The sequence below is a fragment of the Synechococcus sp. UW86 genome, from assembly GCF_900474085.1.
GTDB lineage: Bacteria > Cyanobacteriota > Cyanobacteriia > PCC-6307 > Cyanobiaceae > Parasynechococcus.
On record NZ_UCNU01000011.1, the window covers coordinates 18021 to 31810 of the forward strand.

The window sequence follows — 13790 nt, forward strand, 5'->3', positions numbered from 1 at the left end:
GCAAAGCTTGACAGGCACTTAAGCATCCATAATGGACGCCATTCTGAGCTGGATGAACGTCCGCCATGACCCAACTCTCCTCGAGCGATGTGCCCGGAATGGGTCGTCGGCAGTTCATGAATCTGCTGACGTTCGGCTCTGTCACCGGTGTGGCCCTGGGAGCCCTCTACCCGGTGGCGAACTACTTCATCCCCCCCAAGGCCGCAGGCAGTGGCGGCGGCACCAGCGCCAAGGATGAGCTGGGCAACCCGATCACAGCCAGCGGCTGGCTCTCCAGCCACCCCGAGGGCGATCGCAGCCTTGTACAGGGCCTCAAAGGCGATCCCACCTATCTGATCGTTGAAGGCGAAGACGCCATCGGCAGCTACGGCATCAACGCCATCTGCACCCACCTCGGTTGCGTTGTTCCCTGGAACAGCGGTGCCAACAAGTTCATGTGCCCCTGTCATGGCAGTCAGTACGACGCCACCGGCAAAGTGGTCCGTGGCCCTGCCCCTCTCTCCCTGGCCCTGGCGAACGTCAGCGTGGAGAACGACAACGTGTTCGTGAGCCAGTGGACCGAGACCGACTTCCGAACCGGCGATAAGCCCTGGTGGGCCTGATTTTTCCCTTCCCAACGCCTGCATCCCCTCACCGTCCCATGCGTCGTCACCTCTCGCTTTTCCTTGGATCGCTGGTCATCGGACTGGCTCTGCTGATTGCCCCCGCTGCCAGCTGGGCATATCCCTTCTGGGCCCAACAGAACTACGACAGCCCCAGGGAAGCCACCGGCAAGATTGTTTGTGCCAACTGCCACCTGGCCAAAAAGCTGACCCAGGCTGAAGTTCCCCAATCAGTCCTGCCCGACAGCGTCTTCACCGCCAGCGTCAAGGTTCCTTATGAAAAGGGCCTGCAGGAGATCGGTGCTGACGGCAGCGATGTGGGCCTGCAGGTGGGCGCTGTTGTGATGCTTCCTGACGGCTTCACCCTGGCTCCTCAGGACCGCTGGACCGACGAGATCAAGGAAGAAACCGAAGGGGTCTACTTCACCCAGTACAGCGACGAGCAGCCCAACATCCTGCTGGTGGGACCGATTCCTGGTGACGAACACCAAGAGATCGTCTTCCCTGTTCTCTCTCCTGATCCCGCCACCGATAGCAACATCCATTTCGGCAAATACCAGATCCACGTGGGTGGCAATCGCGGCCGTGGCCAGGTGTATCCCACCGGTGAGAAGAGCAACAACACCGTGTATACCTCTCCTGCCAGCGGCACCATCGCCTCCATCGAACCCGGCGACAACGGCGCCAGCGTGGTAAGCATCAAGGCTGCTGACGGCAGCAGCGTGAGCGAGACCATTCCTGTAGGTCCTGAGGTTCTGGTCAGCGTTGGCGACAGCATCGAAGCCGGTGCTGCCCTGACCAACGACCCCAACGTGGGCGGCTTCGGCCAGGTGGACGCAGAGATTGTTCTTCAGAACCCCGTTCGGATCTATGGCTTGCTCGCCTTCTTCGCGGCTGTGGCTCTGGCTCAGATCATGCTGGTGCTGAAGAAGAGGCAGATCGAAAAGGTTCAGGCAGCTGAGGGCGTCTGATCGCTATGGCTGTTGAAGCCCTGTTTCCCCTGGCGACCTTCCAGTCGCCAGGGGAATTTTTGCCTCATACCGAAAACTGGTTCCTTCCCCTGCGTTGGTACGGGCTGCTGATTGCAACAGCAGTATTGATTGGGCTGAGCCTCTCTAGCCGCCTGGCCAAGCTGCGACAGCTGGAAAACGGCCTGATCAGCGACCTGCTGCCGTTGCTAGTGCTGTTTGCCGTCGTCGGAGCACGGATTTACTACGTGGCCTTCGAATGGCACAACTACGCCTCCCACCCGCTCAAGGCCCTGGCCATCTGGGAAGGAGGGATTGCCATTCACGGTGCTCTGCTGGCGGGAACACTCACGCTGATCCTGTTCTGCCGCTGGCGCCGGCAACCCTTCTGGGATGTGCTGGATGTTCTGGTTCCTTCCGTGGCCTTGGGGCAGGCCATCGGGCGCTGGGGGAATTTCTTCAATTCCGAGGCCTTCGGGGTTCCAACTGACCTGCCGTGGAAGCTGTTCATCCCGGCGCAGAGCCGCCCTGTGATGTACAGCACGTCGGAATTTTTCCACCCGACGTTCCTCTACGAATCGATCTGGAACCTGTTGCTCTTCGGACTGTTGATGGTGCTCTTTCGCCGCGGACTCAAAGCTCCTGGGATGCTCCCATCGGGCGCCATGAGTTGTGTGTATTTGGTGGGCTACAGCCTTGGCCGTGTCTGGATCGAAGGTCTGCGCATTGATCCTCTCTGCATCGGTTCGCTTCCACCGGCTTGCGACGGGGGAATCCGGATCGCCCAATTGATGAGTTGCACCCTGGTCGCACTCGGCATCCTGGGGCTTTGGTGGCTATATCAACGGAAGCGACCCCTGCCTGATCCATCAGGCCAACGCAGTTGAGTCACGTTGTCAGTTTCGTCGGCGCAGGCCCCGGTGCTCCAGACCTGCTCACTCTTCGCGCGGCTGACCGTCTGAACAAAGCCGACGTGCTGATCTGGACGGATTCCCTGGTCTGTCCAGCCATCGCTGATCTGGCACCAGCGGATTGCGAACGCATCCGCACCAGCACGACCACGCTAGAAGAGCTGATCCCGCTGCTCATCGACCGGCAGCGCCAGGGCAAACGGGTGGTACGGCTCCACGATGGAGACACGGCGCTCTACAGCGCCATCAATGAACAGATCTGCGCCCTAAGCGACGCCGACATCCCTGTGGAAGTGATTCCCGGGATCAGCGCCTACCAAGCGGCAGCCGCCGGACTCGCCAGCGAACTCACCCTCCCAGGCGTGGTGCAAACCATTGTTCTCAGTCGCGCTGGGGGTCGCACCGGCGTGCCAGAACGGGAACAGCTGGATCGGCTGGCCGCCCTGCGCGCCAGCCTTTGCATCTATCTGAGTGCACGACACGTTGAAGAGGTGCAAACCACCCTTCTGGAGCACTACCCCGCCGATACGCCCGTGGCCATCGGACATCGGGTGAGCTGGCCTGATCAGATGCTCACCGTTGTCCCTCTCAGGGAGATGGCTGCGGTGAGTCGGGAACGCAATCTGATTCGCACAACGCTTTATGTGGTGAGTCCGGCCCTTGCCGGTGGTCCCCAGCGCTCACGGCTTTACTCGCCTGACCACGACCACCTGTTCCGTCCGAAACCCCAATAGGCGGTGGTTTAAGATCGATTTGTGCGGGCGATTAGCACAGTGGTAGCGCACTTCCTTCACACGGAAGGGGTCACTGGTTCGAATCCAGTATCGCCCATATTTTTTGGTGGGATTTAATCCCTTAGTTGCTTACTGCACTGTTGGATCGACCTAAGTTCAGTTTTGAACGAGGTCGCTTGCCCCATTGATGAACGAGCGGAGTCTTGCGGACGACCAGGGCAAAGCCACGGGCCTGGTTGAAGCAGGGCGACAGTTGGCCGAAGCGCGGGATGCTGCGGACCTGAGCCAGAACCAACTCGCCGGCCAGCTGCACATGGGAGAGGAGCATCTGGCAGCACTGGAACGGGGCGATCAAACCGAACTGCCTGAACCCGTGTTCATCAAGGCCATGGTGCGCCGGATCAGTTCGCATCTGGGTTTGGATGCTGATGCCATGGTTCAAACCCTCGGCCCCCTCACCACCAGACCGCCCAAACGGGCGACTCCCGGGGCAACAACGCGGGGCATCGCTCCTCAGAACCGGAGAACATTCAATCCACTTCTCCTCGTGGCCCTCGCCGGGCTTGCTGGCCTTGGCTTTGTTGTGTGGAGCAACGCCTCCGAGTTGACGCGCTTCGCCCAGGGGTTGAAGCCTGCCAATCCAACCCTGGAGCCAAGCGAAACCGATCTGGAGGTGACCAACGTTGCCGATGAGCGCGATGCCCTCATCGTTCCAGCGCCACCAACGGCCGACCTGGGCCTCACGATCAGCAGCAGCGAACCCAGCTGGATCGCCCTACGGCGTGAGGGAGTTGTGGAATTCGAAGGGCTACTGAACGGTGAGCGCAGGATTGACAATCCCGACCTGGTGGAGATCTACGCCGGCCGGCCTGATCTGGTGCAGCTCAGTTCTCCCGACGCCGAGACACGCACCCTTGGCGCTGTGGATGACATCCGCTGGATCCCGCTCAGCCCTGCACCCTGACGCGCAGATTCACGCCAACCGCCTCCTTCACCACCTCAGCGCAGCCCTCCAAGCTCCACTGTTCAAGGCTGACGTTCTGGTTGACCCGCTCAGGGACGATCTCCAGATCCAGACTTCCCTTCACCGCATGAATGCGGAGTGCTGAGATCACCGGCTCAGGCCTGCGATCCAGAGCCGCGGCCAAGCGCAGCAGCAGGGCCATCTGATGAACACAGCGACGGTTGTCTCGGGTGGCCACAAGCTGCCAGGACTCATGGCGTTTCTTCGGCAGGCTGCGGCGGTGATAGCGGGCAATGGCCGCCACCATCAAATGCTCCGCCTCGGAATAGCCCAGCAGCTCACCATGACGAATCAAGTACCAGGTGTGCTTGTGGTAAGCGCTGATGTTGATGTGCTGGCCACAGGTATGGAGCATCGCGGCAGCCCAAAGCAGTTCACGCCCTTCGCCACTGTCGTCATGCATCACGCCTTGCGTGGCGTCGTAGAGGCTTAGGGCATGGCTGGCAACCCGTTCAGCCCTGATCTGGTTCACCGCAAAGCGCTGCACCTGATGGAGCACAGTGCGCTGCCGAATGCTGCTCTGAAAGCTGAAGCGGTCTTCCAGAAGACCCTGGCGAAGCATCCAATCAACGATCAAACCTTCCCTGAGCGCCCGCTCACTGAGCACGAACTCCTCCACACCCAGCATCTTCATGGTGGTTTGCAGGATCAGCGCACCGGGAACGATGATTTCGGCCCGACGATCGTTGATGGGAGCCAACTCCCGTCGCTGCGCAGGGGTCATCGTGATCAAACGATCAACCACCTGATTCAGGCTCTGCCGGGTGACGCGGTACCCATGCAATTTGCGGGGTGGGCGCTCCTCTTCACTCGCCGCAAGGGAGCCAATCGCCATCGCCGTGCCGCTGGTGGCTACCAAAACAGGAGTTTCACCTGGTTTGATCCTGCGACGCACTTTGTCGACCGCAGGTTCAAGCGACCCCTGAATGAAGGCCTGCAGGAATGACCGCCGTTGAGGGGGCATCGGATCATCCCGAACAAAGTCCCGCTGGAGTCGCACAGCCCCCACACGGGTGCTGGTCAGGGCGCGGGCATCACGACCATCGGCAAGGATCAGTTCCGTAGAGCCACCGCCGATATCGAGCAGAAGATGAGGACGGTCTCCAAACGGCATTCCTGAGAGGACGCCCAGATAGATCAACCGTGCCTCCTCGGGGCCGCTGACCAAATCCACCTCCATCCCCAGATCGTCGAGGATGGTCTGGAGGAAATCGCGACCATTGGGTGCTTCTCGAACGGCACTCGTCGCCGCTGTGACGATCTGCTCAACCCGGTGACTGGCGGCGAGATCTCTGAACTGGCGAAGGGTTTCCAGCCCCCGTTGCATCGCCGCCGCGGTCAGCTCACCGGTCTCGGGATCACGCTCCCCCAGACGCGTGGTGGCCTTTTCGGCCTGGATGATCCGAAACGTGCGCAGCTTCGGATCAACGGCTGCCACCAGAAGATGAAAGGAATTGGTCCCGATATCGATGGCGGCGATCCGACGCTGATCAGCGTTCACTGCCTGCGACGCGCCGTTGTTCTGTTCCGTTGGCTGGGCTGGGGCCTTGGCATCCAGCATCAACGTCAGAGCGGCAATGAAATCCACTCTGACACTGACGGCCGAGGCCATCGGGCCCTGACTAGGGTTCTTCAAATCCCGTTGATTGTGATCAGCAGCTCTGCCCGTCTTCAGCCCTGGATCGAACTGCTCCGCTGGAACAAACCCACCGGCCGGCTGATTCTGCTGATCCCAGCAGGCTGGGCCCTCTGGCTGAATCCAAGCGCTCCCCCCAGTGTTGTGCTGATCCTGCAGATCCTGCTGGGGGGCCTGGCGGTGAGCGGAGCAGGCTGCATCGCCAATGACCTGTGGGACCACGGCTTCGACGGCCAGGTGGAACGCACCCAACATCGGCCTCTGGCCAGAGGTGCGCTGCAGCGAGGGCCAGCCTTCGCTCTGCTGCTGATCTTGCTGGGCCTCAGCCTGGCTGTTGTGCTGAGTCTGCCAGCCGCGAGCCTCGGGCTCTGTCTCGCCTTGGCCTGCACGGCCGTGCTGCCGATCCTCAGCTATCCATCGGCAAAGCGGTGGTTCGCCTTCCCCCAGGCGGTATTGGCGCTGTGCTGGGGCTTCGCGGTGCTGATCCCCTGGGCCGCAGCAACGGCCTCTTTGAGCGGGAGTCCTGCCCTGGTGTGCAGTTGGCTGGCAACCGTGGTCTGGACCTTCGGCTTCGACACGGTCTATGCCATGGCCGACCGACGTGACGATGCCAGCCTCGGCCTGCGCAGCAGCGCCCTGAGCCTCGGATCCCGCGTGGTTCCTGTGGTTCGGGGCTGCTACCTCGTGACAGCCATCACCCTTGCCATAGCGGCATGGTCGGCTCAGATCCCAGCACCGTTCTGGCCTCTCTGGTTGCTTGCCGCCGTCTTCATGCAGCTCAGCTGCAACCCCTTGAACAAACAGGATGCCTCCATGGGCACCTATGGGAAGCACTTTGCCCAGCAGGTGCAGGCAGGGACGCTGCTCTGGCTCGGCCTGGTTCTGGCCAGGGGATGGGGAGCCTGATGCGCATCACCCCGGCTCCTCCGCTCCGCACTGGAGACCGTGTGACCTGTGTGGCCGCCAGTTCAGCCCTGCAGGACGACATCAAGCTGCAGGAGGGCATTGCGGTCCTGCAGAGCTGGGGCCTCGATGTTCAACCCCAGACCTTGGCCAGCCGACGTTGGGGCTACTTCGCAGGGCGCGATGACACGCGCCATGCCGATCTGCATCCGGCAGAACCGGCAGCGCTGCTCGCCTGTGCCCGCGGTGGATGGGGGGCTGCTCGGCTGCTGGAGCAGCCCATCCGCTGGCAGAGCGGCTGGCTGTTGGGCTTTTCCGACGTGACAGCTCTGCTCTGGGCCCGCCAGGCAGCAGGGTTTGCGGGGGGCATCCATGGCCCCTTGCTCACAACACTTGCGGAGGAGCCGCCATGGAGCCGTGACCGCTTGCGCAACCTGCTCTTCGGCAACACCGTTCCTGACCTGCAAGGTCGGGGTGGCGGCGGCGGGGTTGGAAGCGGTCCCCTGCTCGTGGCCAATCTGACCGTGGCCACCCACCTGTTGGGAAGCCGTTTCGTGCCCCCCCTCAAGGGAGCCGTTCTGGTGCTGGAGGACGTAGGTGAAGCGCCTTACCGCATTGATCGGATGCTGACCCAGTGGAGGCTGAATGGCAGCTTGCAGGGCCTGACGGGTCTGGCATTTGGGAATTTCGAAGGGTGCGCCGATGAAACCAGAGACGCCTCCGAAAGCTTCAACCTTGAGCAGGTTCTTGAGGAACGCACGGCCGATCTCGGCATTCCCAGAGTGATGGACCTGCCCGTTGGTCACCGATCCGGAAACGCAGCCCTGCCCATGGGGGCGATGGCACGCCTGGACGGCAAAAACGGCCGGCTCAGCCTGCTGACCTGAGGGCGAGCACGGCCTCCGCCACGGTGAGGTCAAACGGTGTGGTGACCTTGATGTTGGCGGGGCCGGCATCCAAGACCTGCACAGGCCACCCCAGACGCTCATACAACGACGCATCGTCGGTGACCGTCCAGCCCTGGGCAACCGCCTCAGCGTGGCCGCGACGCAGCTGATCAACGGCAAAGCCCTGCGGCGTCTGCGCAGCCCAAAGCTCCGATCGATCAGGCGTATCGCGAATCACACCATCAGATCCCACGCGCTTGATCGTGTCGCTCACCGGGGTTGCAGCAATCAGCGCCGTGCCGGCCTCCACCACAGCTGAACAGCGATCAAACAACTCCGGTTCAGCCAAACAGCGTGCGCCGTCATGAATCAAGACGTGCCGAGCCTGCTCCGGCAACCCCGCCAGACCACAAAGCACCGACTCCTGCCGCGTGCTGCCGCCCTGGATCCAGTGCACCGGCTTGCTGGGTGCATCCAGCACCGCAAGGATGGCCTCTCGATCGACCTCCTGGCCGACGATCCCGATCCATTCGATCCGCTTGGAACGCAGGGCCGCCTCCAGGGTCCAGGCAATGACGGGGCGTCCGGCCAACGGCAGCAGCAGCTTGTTGCGATCCGCACCCATGCGCCGACCGCTTCCCGCCGCAGCAATCAACAGATGCACAATCGACTCCTGCCCCAGACAGGCGTAAACGACCTCCATACAATCAGCTCGCACCATGGATGGCGGCGCTGCATGCGAGTTCTTGCCCTGAGCCCGGGTTCGCTCGAAGACCAGCTGGACCGTCTACCGGCTCTGGCCGACATCTGCCAGAAGCTCAACGCCAGCCTGCAGGTGGCCTGTGACCCCCAGCAGGCAGCTCCATGGAAGCTTCTGCCGTGCCTGGACAAGCTGTTGCCGTTCAGCTTCGAGGCCAACCCCACCCTTGCGGACTGGGCCAACCTGCTCGGTTGTGTGCGCGAACCCGACTTTCAGATCTGCATCAACTTCGCTGAAGGGCAGCAGGTGAACCTGATGCTGTCGATGAGCCATATCCCCAAACGGTTGGCGGTTGAGGGATTTGCCTGCACCGACCAGGTCAGCGTCGGTCCCGGCTGGACGGCGCAGCGTCTCAACCCCTTTCTTCAAGCCCTGGGCCTTGATCTCAAGGCCGATCAGTTCCGCCTGCCCCTGGCGGCAGAGGCGCTTGAGGAAGCCCGTGAAGCACTGCCCAGCGGTGACGGCCCCCTGCTGCTGCTGTCGCCATCCGGTCAGTGGAATGACTGGCCTGCAGCGGAATGGCACCAGCTGCCTGAGACGATCAAAAGCCGCCTGCCGGCGCTGCGCAGCATGGTGCTGCCAGCCGAGCTCAGCCTGCCCAAACGGGCGGCCTTGGTGGCCAATGCCGATGTCGTGCTCAGCAGCTGCCCGGTGTCCCAGCGCCTGGCGACCTATTGCGGGACCCCCCTGGTTGCCCTCGGAGCCGAGGCCGCAGACCTTCCTGAGCGCCAGGAGATCCGCTGCCTCAGCCGCCCACAGGAGCTCGCCACGCTGCAGAGCAGTGATGTGCTGACGGCCCTCGGTTTCTGAGGAGACGTCCGATGAGGCGGCGCCGAGCCAGAGGACAGCTGAAGCTGATCACGGCTCCATGGCGGGGGCCCATCAGTGCCCTCAGTGCTGTGATCTTCGCTGGTGCCCTCGGTTATCGGATCACGGAGGGATGGGACTGGGGCGATTGCCTCTGGATGGTGCTGATCACCATCAGCACCATCGGTTTTGGAGAAGTCGCCCCGCTTTCACCTCCAGGCCGCCTGGTCACCGTCTTGATCGTGGTGGGTGGCTTGGTGGTTGTGCAACTGGCCATCCAACGCGTTCTCGGGCTGAAGGAGTCGGGATATTTCCGCAGACTGCGGGAGTTCCGCTTTCTCCGCATGCTGGAAGGCCTTCACGACCACGTGATTCTTTGCGGCTACGGCCGGATCGGACAGGAGATTGCAGCCCAACTGCAACGGGACGCGGTGCCCCTCGTGGTGATCGAAACCGATCCAGAACGAAAGGCCGTGGCAGACGAGAATGGCCTCTGGGTGCTTCAAGCCGATGCAACCCTCGATGAAACCCTGCTGGACGCAGGTCTGGAACGCTGCTGCAGCCTCGTGGCAGCCCTACCCAGCGATGCCTCCAATCTGTACGTGATCCTCAGCGCCAAGGACCTACGACCGGATTGCCGCTTGATTGCCCGCGCCAACAGCGATGAAGCCGCCTCAAAGCTGCGGCTGGCGGGCGCCACTGTGGTCGTCAGTCCCTATGTGGCTGGTGGTCGGGTGATGGCCGCTTCGGCGCTGCGACCGCTGGCGCTCAACTTCATGGAGCTGTTGGCGGGCTCCGACTATGAAATCGAGGAATTCCAGCTGAGTCACGACCCTCTGCACCTGATGGAGATCCGCGGGCGGAGCCTGGCGGAGCTGGAGCTGGGCCGTCGCAGCGGGGCCATGGTGCTGGCGATCCGGGAGAACGGAAAGCTGATCGCCAATCCAGGCGGCGACACCCATATGGCACCGGGGCAACTCCTGATCGTGCTGGGAAGCAAAACCCAGCTCGCCACCTTTCAGTCGTTGCTTGGGGAGGCCGTCGACACGATTGAAACCATGCCGGGTTGAGTTGGATGACGACGGCTCCGTACGATCCTCCGATCAACGGTGCCTCCATGTCTCCCAGCGCTTCTCTTGCCGGACAGACCGCCCTGGTGACGGGAGGAGGTCGCGGCATCGGCCGGGCCATCGCCCTGGCCCTGGGCGAAGCCGGTGCAGAGGTGGTTGTGAACTACTCCAGTTCCGCCGCCGCCGCCGATGAAGTTGTCGCTGCCATCACCACAGCTGGGGGCAAGGCCTATGCCCTGCAAGCCAACGTGTCGGTTGAGGCCGAGGTGGATGGCCTGATCAAGACGGTGCTCGAGCGCAGCGGCCGTTTGGATGTGTTGGTGAACAACGCCGGCATCACGCGGGACGGCCTGCTGATGCGGATGAAAACCGACGATTGGCAATCGGTGATCGACCTCAACCTCAGTGGTGTGTTCCTCTGCACGCGAGCCGTGGCACGCCCGATGCTCAAACAGAAGAGCGGTCGGATCATCAACATCACCTCCGTTGTGGGGCTGATGGGCAACGCAGGACAGGCCAACTACGCCGCCGCCAAAGCGGGCGTCATCGGTCTCACCCGCAGCACCGCCAAAGAGCTCGCCAGCCGTGGCATCACCGTGAACGCTGTGGCTCCGGGTTTCATTGCCACAGACATGACCAAGGACCTCGATGCGGAGGCCATCCTCAAAGACATCCCCGTGGGAACCTTTGGCACCCAGGAGCAGGTGGCCGGTGCCGTGCGCTTCCTTGCCGCCGACCCAGCCGCGGCCTACATCACAGGCCAGGTGCTGCAGGTGGATGGCGGCATGGTGATGGCCTGACCCTCAGGATCAGGAATCAAGGGGTTGGGCCAACTCATCACGCAGGCGGCGGATGCGCTGAAGCAGGCGTAACCGACGGCTGCGGGCAGTGGCGGTGAGAAAGATGCGCAGGGGCACGTAAACCAGGGCCATCGAACCGGCCAGCCCCGCCATCAGAACAAAAAAGAGCGCTCCGGATTCACCCATGACCGGACCCTAATCAGTTCATTTGAGAGCGGCATCCCGGCAGCCCCTAACCATTCGGCTTTCCCCACCACAACGCCTCTCCACGAGGGCCACATCGCTGTGGGACAGTGACCAACGGCGTGCCCGCGACTATGGCCAAACTCCTTTCCTTCTCTGACGAATCCCGCAGCGCCCTCGAGCGGGGTGTTGACGCACTCGCCAATGCAGTGCGCGTCACGATCGGCCCCCGCGGTCGCAACGTTGTGCTCGAGCAGAAATTCGGCGCACCCGACATTGTCAATGACGGCGACTCAATCGCACGTGAAATCGAACTGGACGACCCGTTCGAAAACCTTGGCGCCAAGCTGATGCAGCAGGTGTCCTCGAAGACCAAGGACAAGGCCGGTGATGGCACCACGACCGCAACCATCTTGGCTCAGGCCATGGTGAAGGAAGGTCTGCGCAACACCGCTGCGGGAGCAAGCCCCGTGGAACTTCGCCGTGGCATCGAGAAAGCCGCAGCACAGATCGTGGCGGGACTGGGCGAGCGGAGCCAACCCGTCGCCGGCGATGCCATTCGTCAGGTGGCCACGGTGAGCTCCGGGGGTGACGACGAAGTCGGTCGGATGATCGCGGAGGCGATGGACAAGGTGAGCACCGATGGGGTGATCACGGTTGAGGAATCGAAGTCTCTGGCAACGGAACTGGAAATCACCGAGGGCATGGCCTTCGACCGGGGCTACAGCTCCCCCTACTTCGTGACGGATGCCGACCGTCAGGTCTGTGAATTTGAAAACCCCCTGATCCTGCTGACGGATCGCAAGATCAGCACGATCACGGATCTGGTCCCCGTGCTGGAAACCGTTCAGAAGAGCGGTTCTCCCCTGCTGATCCTCTCTGAGGAAGTGGAAGGCGAAGCCCTCGCCACCCTGGTGATGAACAAGAGCCGTGGGGTTCTGCAGGTGGCAGCTGTTCGGGCACCCTCCTTTGGCGAACGCCGCAAGGCAGCCCTCGCCGATATCGCCATCCTCACGGGCGGGACGCTGATCAGCGAAGACAAGGCAATGACCCTCGACAAAGTGACCCTTGAGGATCTCGGCAAGGCGCGCCGCGTCACCATCAGCAAGGAGAGCACCACGATCGTCGCCACCGACGACCATCGCCAGGCGGTGAGCGAGCGCGTCGGCGCGATCCGACGTGAACTGGAGGCCACCGAATCCGAATACGACCGCGAAAAGCTCCAGGAGCGAATCGCCAAGCTGGCCGGCGGCGTGGCTGTGATCAAGGTCGGTGCACCGACGGAAACGGAACTGAAGAACCGCAAACTGCGGATCGAGGATGCCCTGAATGCCACCCGTGCCGCCGTCGAGGAGGGCATCGTTGCCGGAGGCGGCAGCACATTGCTGCAACTCTCCGACAGCCTGGACGCCCTGGCTTCATCCCTTAACGGCGACCAGCGCACCGGCGTTGAGATCGTGCAACGGGCACTGACGGCGCCGATTCATCAGATCGCCACCAATGCCGGTCAGAACGGTGACGTTGTGATCGCGGGCATGCGCAGCAGCGGCCAGGGATTCAATGCCCTCAGTGGTGCATACGAAGACCTGATGGTTGCTGGCATCGTTGATGCCGCCAAGGTGGTGCGCTTAGCCGTGCAGGATTCGATTTCGATCGCTTCTCTCCTGATCACCACCGAAGTTGTGATTGCCGACAAGCCGGAACCCCCTGCACCAGCTCCCGCCGGCGACGGAGACCCCATGGGTGGCATGGGCGGAATGGGTGGCATGGGCATGCCCGGAATGGGCGGGATGGGCATGCCCGGGATGATGTGATCAGCTGATCATTCCCTGGCGATAGGCGATCACCTGGAGGTCCACTCCGGTGATCGCCGTCCCCACCACAACGGTGTCGGCTCCGGCCTGCAATGCCAACCGTGCATCCGCTGGAGAGGCAATCCCCCCCTCACAGATCAGACGAACCGAGCTGGGAAGTTCAGCGCGAAGTTGGGGGAGTAGATCAAACGCAGGGGGGCACTGCTGTGCCGTGTCTTCTGTGTAGCCGTAGAGCGTGGTCCCAACCCAGTCACAGCCCAGCTCGGCTGCGCGCAGACCGTTCTCGAGCGAATCCACATCAGCCATCAGCGGAGCTCTCAGCTCATCACGGCTGCGCTGGATTAACGCGGCCAGGTCCTGCCCTGCAGGACGCGGTCTGGCTGTGGCATCAATGGCGATCACATCGGCCCCCGCAGACCACACCGCCTGAATTTCTTTCCAGCCCGGGGTGATGTACACCGAGCTGTCCGGGAACGTGCATTTCCAGAGGCCGATGATCAAGGCATCCGGACAGCGCCGACGCACAGCACCGATGTGTTCAGGGCTTTCCAAGCGCACACCCACAGCACCATTGCGCAGGGCTGCATCCGCCATGGCTGCGATCACATCGGGATCGCGCATCGGCGAACCCTGGGGGGCCTGCACCGAAACGATCAGGCCCTGATCCAGGGATTCAGGGTTGGGAATCATG

Annotated in this window: 15 protein-coding genes and 1 tRNA gene; 12 read left to right on the forward strand and 4 right to left on the reverse strand. The window is 62.4% G+C overall.

Translation table 11 applies throughout. The features are described 5' to 3' along the window. Positions 1-65: 65 nt before the first annotated feature. The 6 genes from petC to DXY04_RS06700 all read left to right on the forward strand — a co-directional run bounded on the left by petC (position 66) and on the right by DXY04_RS06700 (position 4179). Positions 66-602: a cytochrome b6-f complex iron-sulfur subunit gene (gene petC, locus DXY04_RS06675; protein WP_006850760.1), complete on the forward strand. Its 537-nt coding sequence runs from the start codon at positions 66-68 to the stop codon at positions 600-602. 38 nt (positions 603-640) lie between these two features. Continuing rightward, positions 641-1573: a cytochrome f gene (gene petA, locus DXY04_RS06680; protein WP_115161494.1), complete on the forward strand. Its 933-nt coding sequence runs from the start codon at positions 641-643 to the stop codon at positions 1571-1573. Between the two features lie 5 nt (positions 1574-1578). After that, positions 1579-2457: a prolipoprotein diacylglyceryl transferase gene (lgt, locus tag DXY04_RS06685; protein WP_115161495.1), complete on the forward strand. Its 879-nt coding sequence runs from the start codon at positions 1579-1581 to the stop codon at positions 2455-2457. After that, entirely contained in the window at positions 2454-3215 is a 762-nt protein-coding gene (cobM, locus tag DXY04_RS06690; RefSeq protein WP_115010380.1) for a precorrin-4 C(11)-methyltransferase, read from the forward strand. The genes lgt and cobM overlap by 4 nt, the downstream gene beginning before the upstream one ends. A gap of 25 nt (positions 3216-3240) precedes the next feature. Then, a tRNA-Val gene (locus DXY04_RS06695) sits at positions 3241-3312 on the forward strand. A gap of 90 nt (positions 3313-3402) precedes the next feature. After that, positions 3403-4179, forward strand: coding sequence for a RodZ family helix-turn-helix domain-containing protein (locus DXY04_RS06700; RefSeq protein WP_115161496.1), 777 nt, complete (start codon positions 3403-3405; stop codon positions 4177-4179). Here the strand turns inward: DXY04_RS06700 and DXY04_RS06705 are convergent. Then, a complete protein-coding gene (locus tag DXY04_RS06705) occupies positions 4163-5800 on the reverse strand; it encodes a Ppx/GppA phosphatase family protein (RefSeq protein WP_115161537.1) in 1638 nt (545 codons plus the stop codon). The two genes, DXY04_RS06700 and DXY04_RS06705, sit on opposite strands and share 17 nt — an antisense overlap. A gap of 87 nt (positions 5801-5887) precedes the next feature. Between DXY04_RS06705 and DXY04_RS06710 the strand changes: the two genes are divergently transcribed. Both DXY04_RS06710 and DXY04_RS06715 read left to right on the forward strand, forming a co-directional pair. Continuing rightward, the gene (locus tag DXY04_RS06710; RefSeq protein ID WP_115161539.1) at positions 5888-6781 is read left to right on the forward strand and encodes a 4-hydroxybenzoate polyprenyltransferase; all 894 of its coding nucleotides are present in this window, start codon (positions 5888-5890) and stop codon (positions 6779-6781) included. Next, positions 6781-7665: an LD-carboxypeptidase gene (locus tag DXY04_RS06715; protein WP_115161540.1), complete on the forward strand. Its 885-nt coding sequence runs from the start codon at positions 6781-6783 to the stop codon at positions 7663-7665. Before DXY04_RS06710 ends, DXY04_RS06715 begins: the two co-directional genes overlap by 1 nt. Here DXY04_RS06715 and ispD read toward each other — a convergent pair. Next, positions 7649-8329 (reverse strand): 2-C-methyl-D-erythritol 4-phosphate cytidylyltransferase, encoded by a 681-nt coding sequence (gene ispD, locus DXY04_RS06720; RefSeq protein ID WP_115161538.1) that lies wholly within the window; start codon positions 8327-8329, stop codon positions 7649-7651. The genes DXY04_RS06715 and ispD overlap by 17 nt on opposite strands. Before the next feature lie 72 nt (positions 8330-8401). On the opposite strand from ispD, the gene DXY04_RS06725 reads away from it, so the two are divergent. From DXY04_RS06725 to fabG, 3 genes are read left to right on the forward strand one after another with little or no spacing between them, the layout of a single operon-like run. Next, positions 8402-9235 carry a glycosyltransferase family 9 protein gene (locus DXY04_RS06725; RefSeq protein ID WP_115161497.1) on the forward strand — a complete coding sequence of 278 codons (834 nt, stop codon included), beginning with the start codon at positions 8402-8404 and terminating at the stop codon, positions 9233-9235. Between the two features lie 11 nt (positions 9236-9246). Then, positions 9247-10302, forward strand: a complete 1056-nt coding sequence (locus DXY04_RS06730) for a TrkA family potassium uptake protein (protein WP_115161498.1) — start codon at positions 9247-9249, stop codon at positions 10300-10302. Between the two features lie 47 nt (positions 10303-10349). Beyond that, positions 10350-11102: a 3-oxoacyl-[acyl-carrier-protein] reductase gene (gene fabG / locus DXY04_RS06735; RefSeq protein ID WP_115161541.1), complete on the forward strand. Its 753-nt coding sequence runs from the start codon at positions 10350-10352 to the stop codon at positions 11100-11102. Positions 11103-11111: 9 nt separating this feature from the next. On the opposite strand, the gene DXY04_RS06740 is transcribed toward fabG, so the two are convergent. Continuing rightward, positions 11112-11288 (reverse strand): hypothetical protein, encoded by a 177-nt coding sequence (locus DXY04_RS06740; protein WP_006850012.1) that lies wholly within the window; start codon positions 11286-11288, stop codon positions 11112-11114. A 131-nt stretch (positions 11289-11419) separates the two neighbouring features. Here DXY04_RS06740 and groL point away from each other — a divergent pair, with 131 nt between their 5' ends. Further along, entirely contained in the window at positions 11420-13099 is a 1680-nt protein-coding gene (gene groL, locus DXY04_RS06745; protein WP_115161499.1) for a chaperonin GroEL, read from the forward strand. On the opposite strand, the gene DXY04_RS06750 is transcribed toward groL, so the two are convergent. Further along, positions 13100-13789 carry an N-acetylmannosamine-6-phosphate 2-epimerase gene (locus DXY04_RS06750; protein WP_115161500.1) on the reverse strand — a complete coding sequence of 230 codons (690 nt, stop codon included), beginning with the start codon at positions 13787-13789 and terminating at the stop codon, positions 13100-13102. Between the last annotated feature and the right edge of the window lies 1 nt (position 13790).

Excerpts from the sequence above, each read along its gene's own strand:
- DXY04_RS06750 (WP_115161500.1), bottom strand. The coding sequence starts at position 13,789 with ATGATTCCCAACCCTGAATCCCTGGATCAGGGCCTGATCGTTTCGGTG.
- fabG (WP_115161541.1), top strand. The coding sequence starts at position 10,350 with ATGTCTCCCAGCGCTTCTCTTGCCGGACAGACCGCCCTGGTGACGGGA.
- groL (WP_115161499.1), top strand. The coding sequence starts at position 11,420 with ATGGCCAAACTCCTTTCCTTCTCTGACGAATCCCGCAGCGCCCTCGAG.
- lgt (WP_115161495.1), top strand. The coding sequence starts at position 1,579 with ATGGCTGTTGAAGCCCTGTTTCCCCTGGCGACCTTCCAGTCGCCAGGG.
- DXY04_RS06700 (WP_115161496.1), top strand. The coding sequence starts at position 3,403 with ATGAACGAGCGGAGTCTTGCGGACGACCAGGGCAAAGCCACGGGCCTG.
- petA (WP_115161494.1), top strand. The coding sequence starts at position 641 with ATGCGTCGTCACCTCTCGCTTTTCCTTGGATCGCTGGTCATCGGACTG.
- DXY04_RS06730 (WP_115161498.1), top strand. The coding sequence starts at position 9,247 with ATGAGGCGGCGCCGAGCCAGAGGACAGCTGAAGCTGATCACGGCTCCA.
- DXY04_RS06740 (WP_006850012.1), bottom strand. The coding sequence starts at position 11,288 with ATGGGTGAATCCGGAGCGCTCTTTTTTGTTCTGATGGCGGGGCTGGCC.
- DXY04_RS06705 (WP_115161537.1), bottom strand. The coding sequence starts at position 5,800 with ATGCTGGATGCCAAGGCCCCAGCCCAGCCAACGGAACAGAACAACGGC.
- DXY04_RS06715 (WP_115161540.1), top strand. The coding sequence starts at position 6,781 with ATGCGCATCACCCCGGCTCCTCCGCTCCGCACTGGAGACCGTGTGACC.
- petC (WP_006850760.1), top strand. The coding sequence starts at position 66 with ATGACCCAACTCTCCTCGAGCGATGTGCCCGGAATGGGTCGTCGGCAG.
- DXY04_RS06725 (WP_115161497.1), top strand. The coding sequence starts at position 8,402 with ATGCGAGTTCTTGCCCTGAGCCCGGGTTCGCTCGAAGACCAGCTGGAC.